Annotated in this window: 14 protein-coding genes; all 14 read right to left on the bottom strand. The window is 60.3% G+C overall.

Translation table 11 applies throughout. From position 1 onward, the window contains the following. Positions 1–71: 71 nt before the first annotated feature. On the bottom strand, positions 72–1,121 hold the full coding sequence (locus SKTS_RS18270; RefSeq protein WP_173068533.1) for a glycosyltransferase family 9 protein: 1,050 nt from the start codon (positions 1,119–1,121) through the stop codon (positions 72–74). Next, positions 1,118–2,362: an O-antigen ligase family protein gene (locus tag SKTS_RS18265; RefSeq protein WP_173068530.1), complete on the bottom strand. Its 1,245-nt coding sequence runs from the start codon at positions 2,360–2,362 to the stop codon at positions 1,118–1,120. Before SKTS_RS18265 ends, SKTS_RS18270 begins: the two co-directional genes overlap by 4 nt. Further along, positions 2,359–3,318 (bottom strand): glycosyltransferase family protein, encoded by a 960-nt coding sequence (locus SKTS_RS18260; RefSeq protein WP_173068527.1) that lies wholly within the window; start codon positions 3,316–3,318, stop codon positions 2,359–2,361. The genes SKTS_RS18265 and SKTS_RS18260 overlap by 4 nt, the downstream gene beginning before the upstream one ends. Then, positions 3,315–4,370 carry a CgeB family protein gene (locus SKTS_RS18255; RefSeq protein WP_173068524.1) on the bottom strand — a complete coding sequence of 352 codons (1,056 nt, stop codon included), beginning with the start codon at positions 4,368–4,370 and terminating at the stop codon, positions 3,315–3,317. The genes SKTS_RS18260 and SKTS_RS18255 overlap by 4 nt, the downstream gene beginning before the upstream one ends. Continuing rightward, positions 4,367–5,533, bottom strand: coding sequence for a glycosyltransferase family 4 protein (locus tag SKTS_RS18250; RefSeq protein WP_173068521.1), 1,167 nt, complete (start codon positions 5,531–5,533; stop codon positions 4,367–4,369). Before SKTS_RS18250 ends, SKTS_RS18255 begins: the two co-directional genes overlap by 4 nt. After that, positions 5,533–6,648, bottom strand: coding sequence for a glycosyltransferase family 9 protein (locus SKTS_RS18245; protein WP_173068518.1), 1,116 nt, complete (start codon positions 6,646–6,648; stop codon positions 5,533–5,535). The genes SKTS_RS18250 and SKTS_RS18245 overlap by 1 nt, the downstream gene beginning before the upstream one ends. Beyond that, positions 6,641–7,744, bottom strand: a complete 1,104-nt coding sequence (locus tag SKTS_RS18240; RefSeq protein WP_173068515.1) for a glycosyltransferase family 4 protein — start codon at positions 7,742–7,744, stop codon at positions 6,641–6,643. Before SKTS_RS18240 ends, SKTS_RS18245 begins: the two co-directional genes overlap by 8 nt. After that, complete coding sequence (gene msbA / locus SKTS_RS18235; protein ID WP_173068513.1) at positions 7,741–9,507, bottom strand: lipid A export permease/ATP-binding protein MsbA; 1,767 nt, start codon at positions 9,505–9,507, stop codon at positions 7,741–7,743. Before msbA ends, SKTS_RS18240 begins: the two co-directional genes overlap by 4 nt. Further along, on the bottom strand, positions 9,507–10,643 hold the full coding sequence (locus SKTS_RS18230; protein WP_173068511.1) for a glycosyltransferase family 4 protein: 1,137 nt from the start codon (positions 10,641–10,643) through the stop codon (positions 9,507–9,509). The genes msbA and SKTS_RS18230 overlap by 1 nt, the downstream gene beginning before the upstream one ends. A gap of 54 nt (positions 10,644–10,697) precedes the next feature. After that, positions 10,698–11,528, bottom strand: a complete 831-nt coding sequence (locus SKTS_RS18225) for a Tim44 domain-containing protein (protein ID WP_173068509.1) — start codon at positions 11,526–11,528, stop codon at positions 10,698–10,700. A gap of 118 nt (positions 11,529–11,646) precedes the next feature. Further along, positions 11,647–14,067 carry an EAL domain-containing protein gene (locus SKTS_RS18220; protein WP_173068507.1) on the bottom strand — a complete coding sequence of 807 codons (2,421 nt, stop codon included), beginning with the start codon at positions 14,065–14,067 and terminating at the stop codon, positions 11,647–11,649. Then, a complete protein-coding gene (locus tag SKTS_RS18215) occupies positions 14,068–14,910 on the bottom strand; it encodes a phosphate/phosphite/phosphonate ABC transporter substrate-binding protein (protein WP_173068505.1) in 843 nt (280 codons plus the stop codon). Continuing rightward, positions 14,907–16,256: an amino-acid N-acetyltransferase gene (argA, locus tag SKTS_RS18210; protein ID WP_173068503.1), complete on the bottom strand. Its 1,350-nt coding sequence runs from the start codon at positions 16,254–16,256 to the stop codon at positions 14,907–14,909. The genes SKTS_RS18215 and argA overlap by 4 nt, the downstream gene beginning before the upstream one ends. Positions 16,257–16,313: 57 nt before the next feature. Further along, positions 16,314–17,045, bottom strand: a complete 732-nt coding sequence (locus SKTS_RS18205) for a 16S rRNA (uracil(1498)-N(3))-methyltransferase (protein WP_173068501.1) — start codon at positions 17,043–17,045, stop codon at positions 16,314–16,316. Positions 17,046–17,066 lie beyond the last annotated feature (21 nt).

Here is a 17,066-nt window from a genome sequence, read left to right as displayed (position 1 = left end):
ATTATAATATCATCTGCTGAATGTGACGAGCGCCTGATGAGCCGCTAGTCCAACAACCGCCTTATCCCGAGTTAACACTGGGCTTTAATTAGCTTCCTGAAGCCGTTCAATGCCTCGTCCACCGTCATTTTCGCCACATCCAAGCTGGGGGACTGCAAAACCACATAGGGCACTCCCCACGGGTGCCAGCGGGTTGCATCCGATTTCCCAAAAAAACACAGAATGGGTTTGCCTAAACCTGCGGCAAGATGCATGGCGCCGCCATCGCTGCAAACCACCATGTTGCACAGAGATAGTCCCGCAACCAGTTGTCCCAGGTTATGCGTGGGATATGCGAGGATGGGAATCCCTTTCGTGGCGGCAATGATTTCCTGCGCTTTTGAGTCATCACCCGGATGCAGAGAGTTGCCGGTTTCCCCGGGCGACCAGAAAAGCATGAAAGAAGCCTGGTGTTCAGTGTGCAGGCGTTTCATGAGGTCGGCAAAGTGCTGTGCGGGCCAGCGCTGGCTCGGCTTCCTTGCGCTGACGTGGATGCCGATCAGGAGTGGCGGCCGGATGGGCATAGCGCCGTGCAATGCTTCTGTAGCACAAGCGACTTCATCGGCTTGGGGAAATACTTGCGCTGCAGGCGGCTCCCCGTTAATGCCGAGCGTTGCCAGCAACTTAAAAACGGCCTCTACTTCGTGCTGCCGCTTATCCGCTTCATAAAGGACGCCAGTGTCGATGGCCGAGGCGCCCCGTTTGCCGGGTTCGGTAAAGCCAAGAACATGTTTTGCCCCGGCAAAGCGAGCCAGTCGAAGCAAGCGCGGTTGGAATCCTGGCGCCGCTAGAATTGCGTAGTCGAAGTGATATTTTCTAAGACGCCAGAAGATATGCAGCCGGTCCCAGTAAACCTTTAATATGCTGCTCCCGGCTGGCCGGTGCTTGGCTTTGGTATACGCATATAAGGCGTCAATATCAGGGTTGTTGGCGAGCACCGGGGCGTTGTAGCTGTTAACCAGGGCGGTGATGGTAGATTTGGGGAAATGCTGGCGCAGGGCATGTATCAGCGGTGTGGTGCAGACCAGGTCGCCGATATTGTCACGGCGGATGACAAGAAAGCGTGGTTCGGCAATGCTCACTTCGGGCGTCCTTCCAGTCGCATGCCATACCCTAGCAGAATGCCCATCAGTGCCCAGAACAGCAGGGCATCGCCGCGCCAGAACAGGTCGTCGGTCATGTTCTTGGAAAGCATGGCGAAAACCGTCGTGATGCCGCAAATGCCGACAAGGGAAGCTTCCTCCAAAGGTGCACGATAAAGGAGCCAGAATCGATGCACCAATGCGCCGAGCAGGAATATGAAAGCGGCTAATCCCCCGATGCCGAGCTGTACCGCATAATCGATTAGTACATTGTGCGCATGCGCGAACATCAGCATATGCCATTCCTTTGGCCTCTTGTCGGCGTAGACTAAATGCGGCAAATCACGTCCAAAGCCAACGCCGGTAAGAGGTTTCTCTGCGATGCGCGCCATCCAGAAGCGCCAGATGTCGTAACGCTCGCTATGTTCGAAGGTATCGACAATATGGTTCGAGCTCGTGATGGCGGCAGGCGGGCGAATAACGGTGTCAGCGGGCCTTTGTTTCGCCACGATGAGAAACAGCAGCGCGAGCGCCAGCATGCAGCCTGAAACGATCGCAAGCGTGATTCCAGTGCGGTGCGCACGGCCGTGGCGCACCCACCATAGGCCGATCCAGGTCATGAAAACCAGGCTGGATGAAAGCCAGAACATGCGGTTGAGCGTGGCATACCCGGCATACAGAAATAAAGGGACTATTAGCCACAGCAGATTGCGCGGGAATTTCGTTATAGGTGTTTTAAGCCACATATAAATCAACAAGGGCAGAACGGTTACCAGGTAGGTGCTGTAGGTAACGAAACCATGCTGCCAGTCCAAATCGTAATTTTGGAAATCACCCAGGTTGGCGCGGTTTGCCCATAGGGCCAATGCTGCGGTTGTCACCATTCCCGCCGCAACGCATCTCAGCCATAGCTTCCATTCGCGCTCGCTATGGGTAAGGGCGTAAAAGGAAAAGAACGCGATCATGCCGTAGCCGATTTCGGTCTTGAGTTCGTTGAAGGAGAACATTGGGTTGAGCGACCAGGTCAGCGACAAAGTGGCTATGCCGGCCCAGAGCGCGAGCGGCAGCTTCAGGGGCATGCGCGGAGCCGGGTTTTTGCGCGCATACCAAATGGCAAAGCCGCCGGCCAGGAACAGGCACAGCAGGCGCAATGCCATGTTGTGGTTGAGCGGGAGGATAACCAGCAGCACGGCCGCAGGGAGCAGGTGCTTATAGTCACGAAAAAATTGAGCGGGGTTCAAGAGGCATCTCCAAGGGAGCGGTTTCTGCGCCAGCCCAGGGCGGCTTCCAGTATTTGCCGGGCGCGAATTTCATAGGTATGGCTACGGAGCACACGTTGGTGTGCGGCCTCGGCGATCTTCCGGGTCAGTTCGAAATGGTCCAGGTAAAAGCGGATCCTGGCAATGCAGTCTTCCATTCCGTCGAAGGAGGCCCATTCTGTCTCCCGGTCGAAATCATTCTTGGCGTGCTCGCGGGAATCGGAGAGCAAGAAGCCACCGCAGGCAGGAATCCCATAGCAACGTTCAGGCAGGCCCCAGCTTTTTTGTGCGCCATTGTCGCAGGCTGCTCCATAGTTGAGGTTGATACGACTCTGCTGGATCAGATCAACTTGCTCGGCAGGCGAGAGACCGGCGGAATCAGCGAAATGGCAATTGATGCCCAGCGCCGTCAGCCGGCGGAGAAGCTCTTCGAGGAATTCCGCACGTTTGCGGTGCTCGCGGTAGCGGATCGCGTTAAGGTTGCCGATGAAGCTGACGTCGTAGCGGTAAGCCGCAGGCTGCCTGAGCTCGCTCAATGATCTTCCGGCAAGGTTGTATACATTGGTCCGGGCTGCGTTCGGCAGATAAAGCGCGATTGGGGCAAATCGGTCGGCATTCTGCAGGGAATGGCTGGCGTAGATATCGAGCAACCCAAGCGCCTTGAATAGCCATAACCTGCGTGGGCGCACGCCGCGGTACCACGGAGCGTCGCGGTCGATTGCTATCAGGGGGATACCATGGCGCCGCAGGCGAAATTTCAGTCCAAGCGTCCGGAAAGGATGACGGATGCCTTCATAGAGATCGATTATGCAGGCAGTGCAGTTTTCCAGATCGGACCTGCCAGGCTGCCAGAGGTTTTCCGCGAAGGTACAGCCGATAGCTTCAAAGCCCTCCTTCTGGGCTTGCAAACCAGCTGTGAAATTGAGCAACAGCTTCATTTCCGGGCATCTATCCCGACCATTTCCAGAAGGTTCCGCATCTTGTCGGTATAGCTCTCCAGCCGTAATACTTTTTGATAGCCGGCCTTGGCAATTTCGGACCGTTCCGGGTCATGGCTCAGATAATGGATAATTTTTTCCCGGAGTTCTTGCGGAGTGGAAAACGAGTCCAGTTCGCCCCCGAGTTCGAAATGCTGGGCCAGTTCTTCAGAATAATCGGTGAGCAGGAATGCGCCGGTAGCCGGCACATCGAAGACGCGCAGGTTGAGGCCGCTGCGGGTGGGGTCCCATGATGAGATGTTGAGTACGATTTTGGCGCTGTTGTAGAGCGCGATCAGGTCTTCTCCCCAGATGCGGCTGGCCTTTACCTTTTCACGCAGCTTGGGATTGAACCAGTTGCGCCGTTTGCGCCAGCCCGGGCCGTATATTTCCACCGGCAGGTCGAGTAACGCGTCCATCATTTCCTGGCGGCGCGGGCTCCAGCCGCCGACGAACACCACCTCGTGGCTGAAGCTCTTTTCGCCAGGGTAAGGGCGGTACAGGGCTCTGTCGACACCGAGCGCCGGCAGGTAGTGGATGTTGTCCTTTTCGCCGTAGCCGAAGCGGTGAATGCAGAAATAGTGGTCGTATATCCGGGAGTCTTCCAGCATCTCATTGGTCGTGCGCGGATCTTTCACCCACCAGCCCACCGTGTGCCGGATGCCGTAGCGGCTTTTCAAATCACGGATCAGATCGGAATCGAAGCTATTGCCGCGAATCACCAGCAGCACGTCCGGGCGAAAGGCCTCCACGGCCTTTTCCAGTTGTCTTTGGCGGTAATTGTGGTTGCCCCATGGGGTGTTGCGGGAGACGTCAACGGAACGCATGCCGAACGGACGGATGAGCTTGTTGATCCATTTCAGGAAATAGCGGTTCACCGGGCTTTCCGCCTGGCTGTTGAAGCAGTAGGTGTCCCAGCCCAGTTCGTGGAAGCCGGCCGCACAGGACGCACCCAGGGGAATGGTATCTTTGCCGAAAAAGTAGCTGATCAGGACGCGCGGTTTTGTGGTCATAAGGGTTGGCTGCATTCGATTCCGCGCGCTTGCGCGGCATGGGTGGCAAAATCCATCGCTGCGGCGACGCGCTGTTTGAATTCCGGAAAAGAGAATTTGATCAGGTGCGGACTGTCGGGGTGGGGTTTCGGCCGTTCTCGGCCCGCCGTCAGTTCGCTCAGCAGCCGCGTGAAATCCTTGCCCTGGTCCTGCCTGGGATCGGTGTAGAACAGCCCGGTTTCGCCTTCCGTCACTGTTTCCGTGAACGGCGGCGAGTGTATCGCAAGCACCGGGGTGCCGCAATGCTCCGCTTCGATGATGTTGAGGCCGAGCGCTTCCTTTTCGGGCAGACCGGTGAGAAGGAAATCGAGCTGCCGGTAGATCGCGCCTACGTTCGACTGGTGCCCCCAGAAACGGACCTGACTGCGTATCGGAGTGAGCGCCCGCTTAAGGTCGCGGACTGACGCGTATCCGCCGCTGCCGAAAATTTCCAGGTTGACCCGGGGGAATTGGCGGATGGCAGGCGCTAGTATCTCGAACATCAGGGGAAATTGCTTGATCGGTGTGAGACGAGAAACGATGCCTAGCGTCAGCCCTTCCCTGCGCGAAAATTCCGGTGTTGGGCGCAGTTTGCGGTATAGGGGTTCGACCAGCCCGAGCATACGGTCACGAAATTTGCGCGTATCCCAGTCATAGCTGGACGCGGCAAGGATGGGGGCGTCGTCCCCGCTGCCCCGCTCCAGATCGGCCACGCCATAGAGGGGGTGCGGATAGTAGTGATTCAATCCCGCAGCTTGCAGGCTGGCAATGACATGGCCGGAGACTGCGAAGATCAGGTCTACTTCGCTGAAAGGGGCCGGGTTTCTGCCATACAGGGGCATATGGGCGAAGCTGGCCAAGAAATGGTGCTCGCGCAGTTGCTTCCCGAGCGGCCCCAGAGCGGGAGAGTGCGTGATGAACAGTGCCGGATTTTCCGGCAAATGAGGAATGATGTCTTCGTAGCGCCTGACCGGGATGAAATGTGCACCCGGCATCTTCGTCTCATGCCAGAAATGCGCCTGCTCGTGAACGAACAGCACGACTTTCCATCCCAATTCGCATAGCGCGCGGGTAAAAAAGCGCGTGTAGATCTCGCCGCCGCCCATCCCTTGCTGCAGGTTGATCTGGTAGCAGGTGCCGGCCATCAGTGCTGCCAGTTCCCATCCAGCAAGCGGCGAACCGCATCGCTCACTGCCTCCAGGCTGATCGCCTGCATGCAGCGCGGGGCTGCACATTCGCGGGGATTGCGCCCGCAACGCAGTACCCATGGGATCTCTCGCTTGAAGAGCCGGTGCTGGTCGCGGCAGGGGAATGGATCCACGGTGACTGCAACATAAGGGCTGTCGCGCCAGAAATTGCCGGCGCCGTAGATCGATGCCGAGCCTGGGCCGAACAGCGCTACCGTCGGGGTGCCGGTGAGGCGCCCGAGATGGGCCACGCCGGTATCCGGGCAAACCAGCAGTTTCGCGTTCTTGAGCAGCTGCCATAGTTGCGCCAGGTCGAGTCTCCCGGCGTAGGAAAGACGGCGTCCTTCAGGGTCGAGTCCGGCAACCAGTTTTTCCTCGCCACGCCCTCCGCTCCAGACAACCTGGAGGCCCTGCTTTTCGAGCAAATCGGCCAGGCCGAGCCATTTTTCCTTTTCCCATTGCTTGAGAGGGGTGCTCGCACCGACGTGAAGTACGCAGTAAGGCTTCGATGGGGGCTCGAAAGGAGTGCAGTCCGGGTCGGGCCAGGCATCCGGTCGGTAGGGGGCTGGCGCCGGGCCGGGGACCAAGCCGGCCACCATATCACCCCAGGCTGCAGGGCTGTCCGGGTAGGGAAACAGTTCGTCCACGGGCCAGCTTTTATACGCGGGGCGGTCACCGGAAAAGGCGACGATGTGTCGCGCGCCCAGCGCCTTGGCAAGCCAGCTGTAACGGTTGTCGCCGGGCACGATGGCGAGATCGAAGCCGGTTTTTTGTCGCAAGGCATGGAATGTGGCGGGGTCGCGCGGGTCGTGCGGCATGACGATGACGTCGTAGGGGCGCTTCTGGTAGAGCGGGACTGCGGCTTTGGGCGCAACCATGACGATTTCGGCCGCGGGATACTGCTGGCGTAGCTTGGCTAGCAGCGGAGTCAGCATGATTGTATCGCCCAGCAGCAAGTGATGGGCTACCAGAATGCGACGCGGGATATCGTTTCGTTTCCGCACCCGGAGGATGAGCATGTTGCCGAGGGCAAGTGCGATCACCCTTAAGCGGCTGGCGAGACGGCTAGACATTTTCTGTCACGTTACGGAATATCCCCTCCATGCGTTCTACCATGGCTTCGAAACCAAAGCGGGCAAGTGCGCGTTCCCGCGCGGCGCTTCCCAGTTTCTGACGCAGGTCTGCATCTCCCAACAGCCGCTGGATTGCGTGCTGCAGTTCCGCCGAATTTTGTGGCTCGACAATCAGTCCGGTGCGTTCGTGTTCTACCGCTTCCAGAATGCTGCCTACCGGCGTGGAGATGATGGGCAGTCCGCACAGCATGGCCTGCAGTATTGCCTGGGGCACGCCTTCGTTGGCATAGGAGGGCAGGGCGAAGACATCCATGGCCTGGAGCCAGGGAAGAACGTCGCGCTGGTTGCCGGGCAGAACCACGCGGTCGGCAATGCCTAGTTGTGCTATCTGGGCCAGCAGAGCTTCCTTTACCGGGCCGTCGCCGACGATCAGCAGTCGGGTTGTGTCTGGCAGGGCGGCGAAAGCTTCCACCAGATAGCGATGGCCTTTCCAGCTGCGCAGGGTGGCGACGATGCCGACGATGGGCGCATCCAGCGGCAAGCCCAGTTGCTGTCGCACTGCCGCCTTGTCTCCCGGCACGAAATGCGCAGTATCCACGCCGGTGGGTACCGAGGTAATGGCTGTCGGGGAAAAGCGGTTTATCCCGATCAGCTGTTCGCGCAGGCGCTCTCCAGTGGTGACGATGTGGTGGCTGGCGCGCTGGTACAGCCAGCGGGTGGCGGGGTTGTGCGGGATTGGGGCTGAAATGTGGCGGGTGCGCACGATTGGTACCCGTTTCCCGAGAGACTTCATCGCCAGGGCGGCGAGCCAGGCGTCGGTGGAGCTGTGCGTATTGATTACATCAACCGCGTGAGTCTTGAGCCAGCGCCGCAGGGCCAGTACGCCGCGCAGGTTCTTCCTGCCGATGGGTAGCGCCACCACGGGCAGGCCGCGACTTTGCGCTTCGCTGTAGATACGCGCTTGCGGTGGACACAGCAGGGTTACCTGGTGCCCGCGCTGGATCATCCCGGCTGCTTCGGTAAGGATGCGGATTTCCTGACCGCCCCAGCCGAGCGAGGCTTCGGTGTGGACAATATGGAGTTTGGCGGCGGTCATGTCTCGTGTGGTTTTTCCTGGCTGAACTGGATACGGTGAAGGTTCGCGTAGATGCCATCTTTTGCCAAAAGTTCGCTGTGGCTGCCGATCTCGGCGATGTGCCCTTTTTGCAGGACGACGATACGGTCGGCTTTCTCGATGGTGGAAAGGCGGTGCGCGATCACGATGGTGGTGCGTCCCTGCATCAGCGTTTCCAGGGCTGCCTGGACGTGGCGCTCGGATTCGGTGTCGAGCGCCGAAGTGGCTTCGTCGAGGATCAGCACCGGTGCGTTTTTCAGGATCGCTCGCGCTATCGCCAGGCGCTGGCGCTGTCCACCGGACAGGCGCACACCGTTTTCGCCGATCTGGGTATGAATGCCTTCAGGCATTTCGCGGATGAATTCCATGGCATGGGCTGCTTCAGCAGCGGCAACGATTTCGGCTTCGGTGGCCCCGCTTTGCCTTCCGTAGGCGATGTTGGCGGATACGCTGTCGTTGAACAGTACGACATCCTGGCTGACCAGGGCGGTATTGGAACGCAGATCGGCGAGCCTGATGGTTTGAATGTCGTATCCGTCCAGCAGAATTTGGCCGCTGGTCGGCGTGTAAAAACGTGGAATCAGGTTGGCCAGTGTAGTCTTGCCGCTGCCGGACTGGCCAACCAGCGCGACGGTTTCGCCCGGACGGATGGCCAGCGAGATGCTGTTTAGAGCCATGCGTTCGGAACGGCCATAGGTAAAGCCGAGATCCCTGAACTCCAGCGCGCCCTGCGCGCGTGGCAGGGAAATCGTGCCCTTGTCGGTTTCCGCTTCTTCGTCGATCAGGTTGAATACGCTTTCCGCCGCAGCCAGGCCGCGTTGCAGGCTTTCGCTGACGCCGGTGAGGCGTTTCAGCGGCGCCAGCAGCATCAGCATGGCGGTAATGAAGGAGACGAAGCCGCCAACCGTGGTCTGGTCCGAAGCCGATTGCATGGTGGCGATATAGATGATCACCGCCAGTGCGATAGCCGCGATGAGCTGTACCAGCGGCACGGTGGCCGACGCGGCGATAGCCTGCTTGATGTTGAAACGGCGCACCTGGTTGGCCGCTTCCTGAAAACGTCGCGCTTCATATTCCTGGCCGCCGAATATCTTCACTACCTTGTGGCACTCGATGGTTTCTTCCAGCACATGGGTGATGTGGCCCATCGCTTGCTGGGCACCGCGGCTCATGTTGCGCAGGCGCCCGCTGAAGCTGCGAATGACGAAGGCGATGGCCGGCACCACGATCAGGGCCACCAGGGTCAGTCGCCAGTTCAGATAGAGCAGCCAGCCAAGCAGGCCGGCGATGCTGAGGGAGTCGCGCACCACGATGGTGATGACGTTGGTGGCGGCATTGGTCACCTGGCTGACGTCGTAGGTAACCTTGGACATCAGGACGCCGGAGGAGTTGTCGTCGTAGTAGTGAGTGGGCAAGGCCACGAGCTTTCCGAACATCAGGCAGCGCAGATCCATCACCACTTTGTTTGCGACCCAGCTGATGGCGTAGGAACTGGTGAACGTGGCGATGCCGCGCAGGATGAAAAGCCCGATCAGCAACAGCGGGATAAGGCGCATCATGCCGGGGTCTTTTTTCACGAAACTGCCGTCGAGCAGGGGCTTGAGCAATGCCGGGAAGGCTGGTTCGGTGGCGGCAACCAGCGCCATGCTGATTATGGAAACCAGGAAAATGCGCCAGTAGGGCAGGACAAATCGCAGCAAACGCTGGTAAAGCTGTTTGCCGTCAAGTTCCGGAGATGAAGTCACTATGTCGTTGAGTTTACGGAAAGAAGCGCATTATACAGCGACATCAGATCTAAACTCATCCTTTCCAGACTAAATGACTCCGCCGTGGCGCGAGCCGCTGTCGCAGCTTTCCGGCGCAGGTCGGGTGAAAGCAGCTTTTTCATCGCCTCGCTCAATTGGCGTCGGTCGAGCGCATCGCAGGTAAAGCCGTTTTCTCCTTCCCGAACCAGTTCCGCCGCGCCGCTGCTGGTGCTGGTGATCACGGGCAGACCGCAGGCAAAGGCTTCCAGGGCAACGTTGCCGAAAGGCTCATACAGGGTAGGAAACACCAAAGCGTCGGCGGCGCCGTAAAACGGCTTGACGTCTTTCTGAGCGCCGGCGAAATGGATGCGTCCGGCAATACCGAGATTTGCCGCTTGCCGCATTAGTTTCTTCATCTGCTTGTCTTTTCCGACCACCAGCAGATGAGCTTCTTCCGGCAATTCCGTCATTGCGCCCAGCGCAACCGCCAGCCCCTTGCGCTCGAAGCCCGAACCGACGAACAGGAACAAAGGGGCGTCGGGTGGGATGCCGAACGCAAGCCGGGTGGCTTGCCGGTGTTTTTCCGCCAGCGAAGGGTGAAAAACGGTCGTGTCCACGCCGTTGTAGATGACGTGCAGCTTGTCTTCCGGCACGGCGTAGTGACGGAGGATGTCGTCCTTCACCATCCGGGAAATGCAGATTACCGCTTTCAGGCGCGGGCTGGAGAAAAGTTTTTTTTCCGCTGCCAGCACATAGCGATGGTAAGGATTAAGAGCGAGGCGGAGTTTGCCCAGGGGGCCAAGTATGCGCCGACGCTGCCTGAGCCATTCTCGGTGCACGCCATCGCCGGCGCGGAATATATCGCAACAGGTGACGCGCTCATGCGACTGCACCAGATCGAAGGCGTGTTTTCGCAGCGTATCGCAAACACAACGGGCGAAACTCCAGTCACGCCACAGGCTGCCGAGGTAGGGCGGGTTGCAGATCAGGGCGTTGCCTTCGCTGCCGCTTTCCCACTGCCGGGTAATCACCGTGAGCGAAGCGCCTTCTGCCCGTAGCGCCTGAACGGCATTGGAGACGAAGCGCTCGGCGCCGCCGAACGGGGTGTAGCGCTGGCGGATCAAGGCAATTTTCATGTGGGAAGACTGCGGAACAGGATGGGGGAGAGAGACTCTCCCCCATCGGAACGCCTAGTTTGCCTGCTGGATTCCGGCAATGAACCAGCTGCCGTTCGGCTGGTTGAGCGCTTTCTGGATGTGCCAGATTTCGTTGAAGGACTCGGCGTTGGCGCCCTGTTCTTCGCGGATCAGGCCGGAGAAGCGCACGCTGGCGATGACGTGATCGCCTTCGGTGACCACGTCGGCCATCTCGGCGTTGAGCATCACGACTTCGGTGTGCTGCGGCTTGCCGCCGCGTTCCTGGATCTGCAGGCTGATTTCGGCGAACACTTCCGGCGAGGTGAATTCGCGGATGTCGTTGAGGTCGCCCTTGTCGTTGGCGTCTTGCAGGCGGATGAAGTTGCCCTTGGCCTGGCGCAGGAAGGGCTCATCCTCGAACCAGGCGGGGCGGGTGCTGGCGGCCATTAAGGGGGCGCTGCCGCCGATGGGTTGTTCGATCGGGTGGTCGCTGTAGCCGCTGTATGGCGTGTTTCCTGCCAAAGCGGGCTGTGGCGTGCTGTTGCGGCGCAGGGCGCGGAAAACGAAGAACACGGCGGCCGCGATGCCGAGCATCATCAGAATGTCCATCATTTTGATGCCTTCGAAACCGTGTCCCATGAACAGGGAGGCGAGCAGGCCGCCAGCAGCCAGGCCGGCCAGCGGGCCGAGCCACCTGTTGCCGGGCTTGGCCGGCGCGCTGGCAGGGGCGGGTGCGGCGGACGGAGCCTTGGGCGCAGTCTGGGTAACGCTTTGGCGCTGCTTGCCGAAACTCGAGCCGCCGCCGAAGCGTTTGGCACTGGCTTCGCCGATGGTGAGGCCAAGGCTGAGCAGCGTTACCAGAAACAGGGTGAAAAGCTTGTTCATAAAATCCTCAGGTGCAAAACGTGAAGGGCCATTCTATCGGGAAACTCGGGCAAAGCAAGATTATCGGTCTGTGGTCAATTGGTAAATCAGGGCGTAGCCCGCGTGTTTATGTCGCAGGCTATTCTCCGGCGGCCGAGAGTGCCGGGTGGTCCGCCCTTGGCATATCGAGGTGGTAGCCCTGCACCAGGTCGACGCCGAAGCGTCTGAGCATTTCCAGAATGTCTTCGTTCTCGACGAATTCCGCCACCGTGGTCTTCTTCATGCCGCGCGCCACGTCGACGATGGCTTTGACGAACACCTGGTTGTCGTGATCGTTGGTCAGGTTGCGGATGAACAGGCCGTCGATCTTGAGGATATCCGCGTTGAGGTGCTTCAGGTAGGCGAAGGAGGAGAAGCCGGTGCCGAAGTCGTCCAGACACACCGGGCATCCGGTCTGGCGCAGGGACTCGATAAAGCGTTGCGCGTCGTGCAGGTCGGTTACCGCTGAAGTCTCGGTCAGTTCCACCAGCAAGCGTTGCGGCGCGACGCCGCGGCGAGTCAGTTGCTCGGAAATGTATTGCGGCAGGGTCGGGTCGTCGAAGGAGCGGCCCGAAATGTTCACCGCGATCGGTGGCACTTTTGTCGAGCTAGCCAGCATGGCGATCGTCGCGCCGATGACCCAGCGGTCGATGTCGCGGATTTTGCCGCTTTTCTCCGCGTGCGAAATGAAGTGGCCGGGCATGATGAGCTGGTCCGGATTTTCCGTGTCGATCATGCGCACCAGCGCTTCCAGGTGTGCCAGTTTTCCTGTCTGGGCATGGTAAACGCCCTGGAAATGCAAGAGTAGCGGGTCTTGTTCCAGTGCCCTGCTGATGCGTTCGTTCCAGGACAGATGCCTGACCATCGTGAGGGAGTCGTCGAGCTCCGGCCGGTAAGTGCGCCAGGTGTTCTTGCCCGCCTGCTTGGCCTGGTACATGGCGGAGTCGGCATGGGCGATCAGCTCTTCGGCAGTGCTGGCGTGCGCGGGGTAGAAGGCGATGCCCAGGCTGGTGGTGAGGCGCAGGTTGTGGCCGTCGAAACGCAGGGGAATATGAGCGATGGCGCGTACGATGCGTTCGGCCAGCGCTTCCGCTTGTGCGATGTCGACGTCGCTGACGAGTACGGCAAACTCGTCACCCCCCAGGCGGCTGAGCAACTCGTTGTTGCGCACGATCGTGCCGACTTCCCCGGCAACGCGGATCAGCATGGCATCGCCGGCGCGGTGCCCGAAAGTGTCGTTGACGTATTTGAATTCGTCCAGGTCGAAGAACAGCAAGGCGACCTGGAAGTCGCGCCGTTCCGCCTCGCTGAGGGCGCGTGCCAGTTCATCCTGAAAACGGTGGCGGTTGTAGAGGCCGGTGAGCGAATCGCGCTCGGCCAGGTAAATCAGCTGCTCGGCAGTCTGGCGTTCGCGCGTGATGTCTTCATATACCCACAGGCGGCCGATGAAGCGGTTCTTCGGGTCGTGCACCGGGTAGGACATCTGGGTCACGGTGCGCCCGTCGGCCAGGCCGATTTCGAAGGTGTCGCTGACTTCGCGGGCGGTTACCACCTGCAGGAAATGCTTGGAGAAATGATCCGGTTGCGCCAGCATGTTGGCGGAATGGCGCAGGACCTCCGCTACCGGCCGGCCGATCAGGTCGTTGCGCTCGGGAATCATCCAGATGCGCACGAAAGCCGGGTTGTAATACATCACGGTTTCATCCTGGTTGACGAACAGAACGCCGAAGTTCATCGCCGAGAGCAGGGAGATAAGCCGGGCGTGCTCTTCCTGAGCCTGATTGAGATAACGGCGCTGCATCTCCTGAGACGTTTCGAGTTCGCTGATGCGTGCACTCACCGCACGGGCCATGGTATTGAAGGGTTGCGTCAGCTGGCCGATTTCGTCTCGGGAGTCGATTTGCAGGGAGATGTCGAAATTCCCTTCTGCTACTGCCCGGCTGGCAGCGCTGAGGCGGCCAAGGTGACGGGTAAGCCATAAGCCGGCAGCAGTGAGCAGCACAACGGAAAGCAGGAGCGCAACGCCGGCGATCAACAGGCTTTGCTGCAATAATCTCGATTGGGCTTCCTGCATGAAGCGTGTGTCGATACCGTAACGCAGGGTTCCATAAGTCTGTCCGGCGATATGGATCGGCAGCTCGGTGTCGAAAATCTGGTGAGCTTCGCGGACGCTGACCGCAAGATCACGGTCGAGCTTCGGTAGCGCTTCGCCGGGGCTCCAGCCGTCGGCTGCGATCACCCGTCCAGTCGTGTCCGTGAGTATCAGGTAGGCAATGCCGTTGTTTTTGCGGCTTTCGCCCAGAATTTCCTGCAGCGTCGAGTAATCCTTTGCCACCAGTGACGGCGCAAGGGCGGTGTTGAACAGCAGTCCGTATTCCCTGAGGCGCAGTTGCGCCTGTTCCATCAGGCTGTCCTGGGTCAGGCGGTTGTTGTTGCTGACCAGGAGCGCCAGCATGAGCACCTCGATAATGACGGTGATGAGGACCAGCTTGGCACGTAGCGACAGGAAGGCTTTCTTCATTTAATTCGGCTGGTCCAGCAGGCGCTTCACTTCTTTCGCATACGGATCGAGTTGTTTGAGGTCGGCTGCGCTGACCGGCTTGAGGCCGGCCAAGCCGCTGGACTGGAAAAATTTTTGCCCGGCCGGGCTTTGCTCGAATTGCAGCAGCGCTTCCTTGATCTGCTGGATTTGGTTCGCCGCCAGAGCGGGATGAGCGAGCAACATCTGCGACGGGACGGCGGGCGAGAGCGACAGTATACGGAGCTGGCGCGTAGTGTTCTCCGCCAGCTGTTTCAGGGGCAGGACGCCGATGATGCCGGCCTGGGCTTCTCCGCGCAGCACAGCCAGGGCGACGTTGCCGTGCGTGGCGGTTTCCTGCAGGGCGTAGTCGCGACCAGCGTCGAGGCCGTGGTCGTGCAACAGCTTCTGGCCCAGCATGGTGACGAGGGCGAGATGGCCGGGCGCAATGATTTTTGCCCCGCGTAGCTGCGCAAAGCTGCCGATCCGGCTGCCGGCTGGAACCACGAGGGCTGCTGTGATGTCGCTGCGGTAGGCGAACAGGGGCTGATAACCCGCGTCGATTTGCGCCAGACGGGCGAAATGCGGCGCGGTGACGATGACGTCGTATTCGCCGCTTTGCGTGCGGCTGACAAAGCCCTTGAAATCGGGCGCGGTATAAAGCATGACCGGGCGTCCGAGTCGCAGTTCGAGAAATTCCCGCAGCGGCTGGTAGGTTTCCACTAGCTGGCGCGCGCTGAGATTGGGAAACAGCCCCACCGAGAGCGTTTGTTGTCCGGCCGCGGGGACGTGGCAGGATATTGTCGCGAGCAGCAGCCCGACGAGCAGGGTGAAAAGGCGTTTCATAGCGTTTTGACGAATACTTTGGAACGGCGCTGGTAGTTATATAAACCCTGCTTCGCCTTGGGCAGCGCTTGCACGCCGGCTTCGATGAAGCCGCGTTCGACGAACCAGTGGGCGGTGCGCGTGGTGAGCACGAATAACTGGCGGAAGCCTTTTTCCAGGGCTTGAACCTGCATGTATTCCAGCAGCGCCTCTCCCCGTCCCGCGCCGCGGTAGTCCCTGTTCACCGCCATGCAGGCCAGTTCGGCTGACTGTTCCTCGGGAAAGGGGTAGAGCGCGGCGCATCCGATGATCAGACCGTCGTATTCCAGCACGGTGAAGCGCTCGATTTCCATCTCCAGCAGTTCGCGCGAGCGCCGCACCAGCGTGCCTTCCGCTTCCAGCGGCTCGATCAGCGCCAGCAGGCCGCCCACGTCGTTGATGGTGGCGGGGCGCAGGGTTTCCAGCGTGTCCTCGGCGAGCATGGTGCCGATGCCTTCGTGGGTGAAGAATTCCTGCAGCAGGGCGCCGTCCACGTGGCGGCTGATCAGGTGCACGCGCGCCACCCCGTTGCGGCAGGCACGAATGGCGCAGGGCAGGAAATAGTCGATGTCTTCGGGCAAACCGTGCGGCCGCGCCAAAATGGCTTCCGCGTCCTGGGTGGTCAGGCTGTGCAGCAGCTCGCCGCCTTCGTCGGTGACGCCCGCGGTGTTCATGAGGAACACCAGCTTGTCGGCGTCGAGATCAATGGCCGCGCGGGTGGCGACGTCTTCCAGCGACAGGTTGAAGATTTCCCCGGTGGGCGAGTAGCCCAGCGGCGAGAGCAGCACGATGTCGCCCTGGTCGAGGCGGCGCCTGATGCCCTCCACGTCGATCTTGCGCACTTCGCCGGTGTGCTGGAGATCCACGCCGTTGCGCACGCCCATGGGTTTGGCGGTGACGAAGTTGCCGCTGGCCACGCGGATGTCGGCGCCGGCCATGGGGGAATTGGCCATGCCCAGGGAGAGCAGGGCTTCGATTTCCACGCGCACTGTGCCGGCGGCTTCCTTGACGCATTTCAGCGCGTCGACGTCGGTGACGCGCAGGCCGTTGACGTAGCGGATCGAGGCGCCGCGTTCGGTCAGTTCTTCCTCGATCTGTGGCCGCGCGCCGTGCACCAGCACCAGGCGCACGCCCAGGCTGTTGAGCAGGTTGAGGTCTTGCGCCAGGGTGACGAACTGCTCTTCGCTCACCACTTCACCGCCGAAGGCGATGACGAAAGTCTTGCCGCGGAACTTGTGGATAAATGGCGTGGCGGTGCGGAACCACTGCACGAACACGTCGACGAATATTTCGGGTTTGACGAAATCCGCTTTGAGCTTGCTGGGCATGGCTTTGATTTATTTTGTTTTGATTTTTGAATTGTAAAAGGAATTAACCCGGATGTTTCAAAAATCTCCCCACACTGCCTGCATTGCGGCCAAGGCAGCCAGCGCGGCGGTCTCGGTGCGCAGCACGCGCGGCCCCAGGCGCACCGGGGCAAAACCGCAGCTCGCGGCGGCTTTGATTTCGCTCGGCGCAAAACCGCCTTCCGGGCCGATGAGCAGGGTGACGGGCGCGCTCGGTCGCGGCAGCTCGCGCAGGCTGGCCGGCGCGTCAGGCGCCAGGGTCAGGCGCACCCCCGGCTTTGCCGCTTGGCCCAGCCAATCGTTCAGCGACAGGATGGGCGCGACTTGGGGAACGCGGTTGCGGCCGCACTGTTCGCAGGCGGAGACGACGATCTGCTGCCAGTGCCGCACGCGCTTTTCCGCCCGTTCCCCGCTCAGCTTGACGACGCTGCGCTCGCTGGCAATCGGCTGGATGGCGGTAATGCCGAGCTCCACGGCCTTCTGCAGGGTGAAATCCATTTTGTCGCCGCTGGAAAGCGCCTGCACCAAGGTGACGTCGAGCGGCGATTCGCATTCCCGCTCGCGCCACGTCCCGATTTCCACCGTTACGCGCTGTTTGCCGATCTGTTCGATAAGGGCCGGATACTCTCCCCCCGTGCCGTCGAACAGGACGATCGCGTCGCCGGCTTGCAGGCGCAGCACCTTGGCTGCGTGGTGGGCGGATTCGGGAGGGAGTTCCACGAGTCGGGCGTGAGGGGGCAGGGAGGGGTGATAAAAACGTGAAATGGTCATGGGTTGAAACTATAACGCTTG

Origin of the sequence: Sulfurimicrobium lacus (assembly GCF_011764585.1) — a bacterium.
Taxonomy (GTDB): Bacteria; Pseudomonadota; Gammaproteobacteria; order Burkholderiales; family Sulfuricellaceae; genus Sulfurimicrobium; species Sulfurimicrobium lacus.
The sequence above is the reverse complement of the archived record's forward strand: the minus strand, read 5'-3'. Positions and strand labels throughout refer to the sequence as shown.

Coding starts and splice junctions, on each gene's coding strand:
- SKTS_RS18260 (WP_173068527.1), bottom strand. CDS start 3,318: ATGAAGCTGTTGCTCAATTTCACAGCTGGTTTGCAAGCCCAGAAGGAG.
- SKTS_RS18205 (WP_173068501.1), bottom strand. CDS start 17,045: ATGACCATTTCACGTTTTTATCACCCCTCCCTGCCCCCTCACGCCCGA.
- SKTS_RS18255 (WP_173068524.1), bottom strand. CDS start 4,370: ATGACCACAAAACCGCGCGTCCTGATCAGCTACTTTTTCGGCAAAGAT.
- SKTS_RS18225 (WP_173068509.1), bottom strand. CDS start 11,528: ATGAACAAGCTTTTCACCCTGTTTCTGGTAACGCTGCTCAGCCTTGGC.
- SKTS_RS18250 (WP_173068521.1), bottom strand. CDS start 5,533: ATGGCCGGCACCTGCTACCAGATCAACCTGCAGCAAGGGATGGGCGGC.
- SKTS_RS18230 (WP_173068511.1), bottom strand. CDS start 10,643: ATGAAAATTGCCTTGATCCGCCAGCGCTACACCCCGTTCGGCGGCGCC.
- argA (WP_173068503.1), bottom strand. CDS start 16,256: ATGCCCAGCAAGCTCAAAGCGGATTTCGTCAAACCCGAAATATTCGTC.
- SKTS_RS18220 (WP_173068507.1), bottom strand. CDS start 14,067: ATGAAGAAAGCCTTCCTGTCGCTACGTGCCAAGCTGGTCCTCATCACC.
- SKTS_RS18215 (WP_173068505.1), bottom strand. CDS start 14,910: ATGAAACGCCTTTTCACCCTGCTCGTCGGGCTGCTGCTCGCGACAATA.
- SKTS_RS18245 (WP_173068518.1), bottom strand. CDS start 6,648: ATGTCTAGCCGTCTCGCCAGCCGCTTAAGGGTGATCGCACTTGCCCTC.
- SKTS_RS18240 (WP_173068515.1), bottom strand. CDS start 7,744: ATGACCGCCGCCAAACTCCATATTGTCCACACCGAAGCCTCGCTCGGC.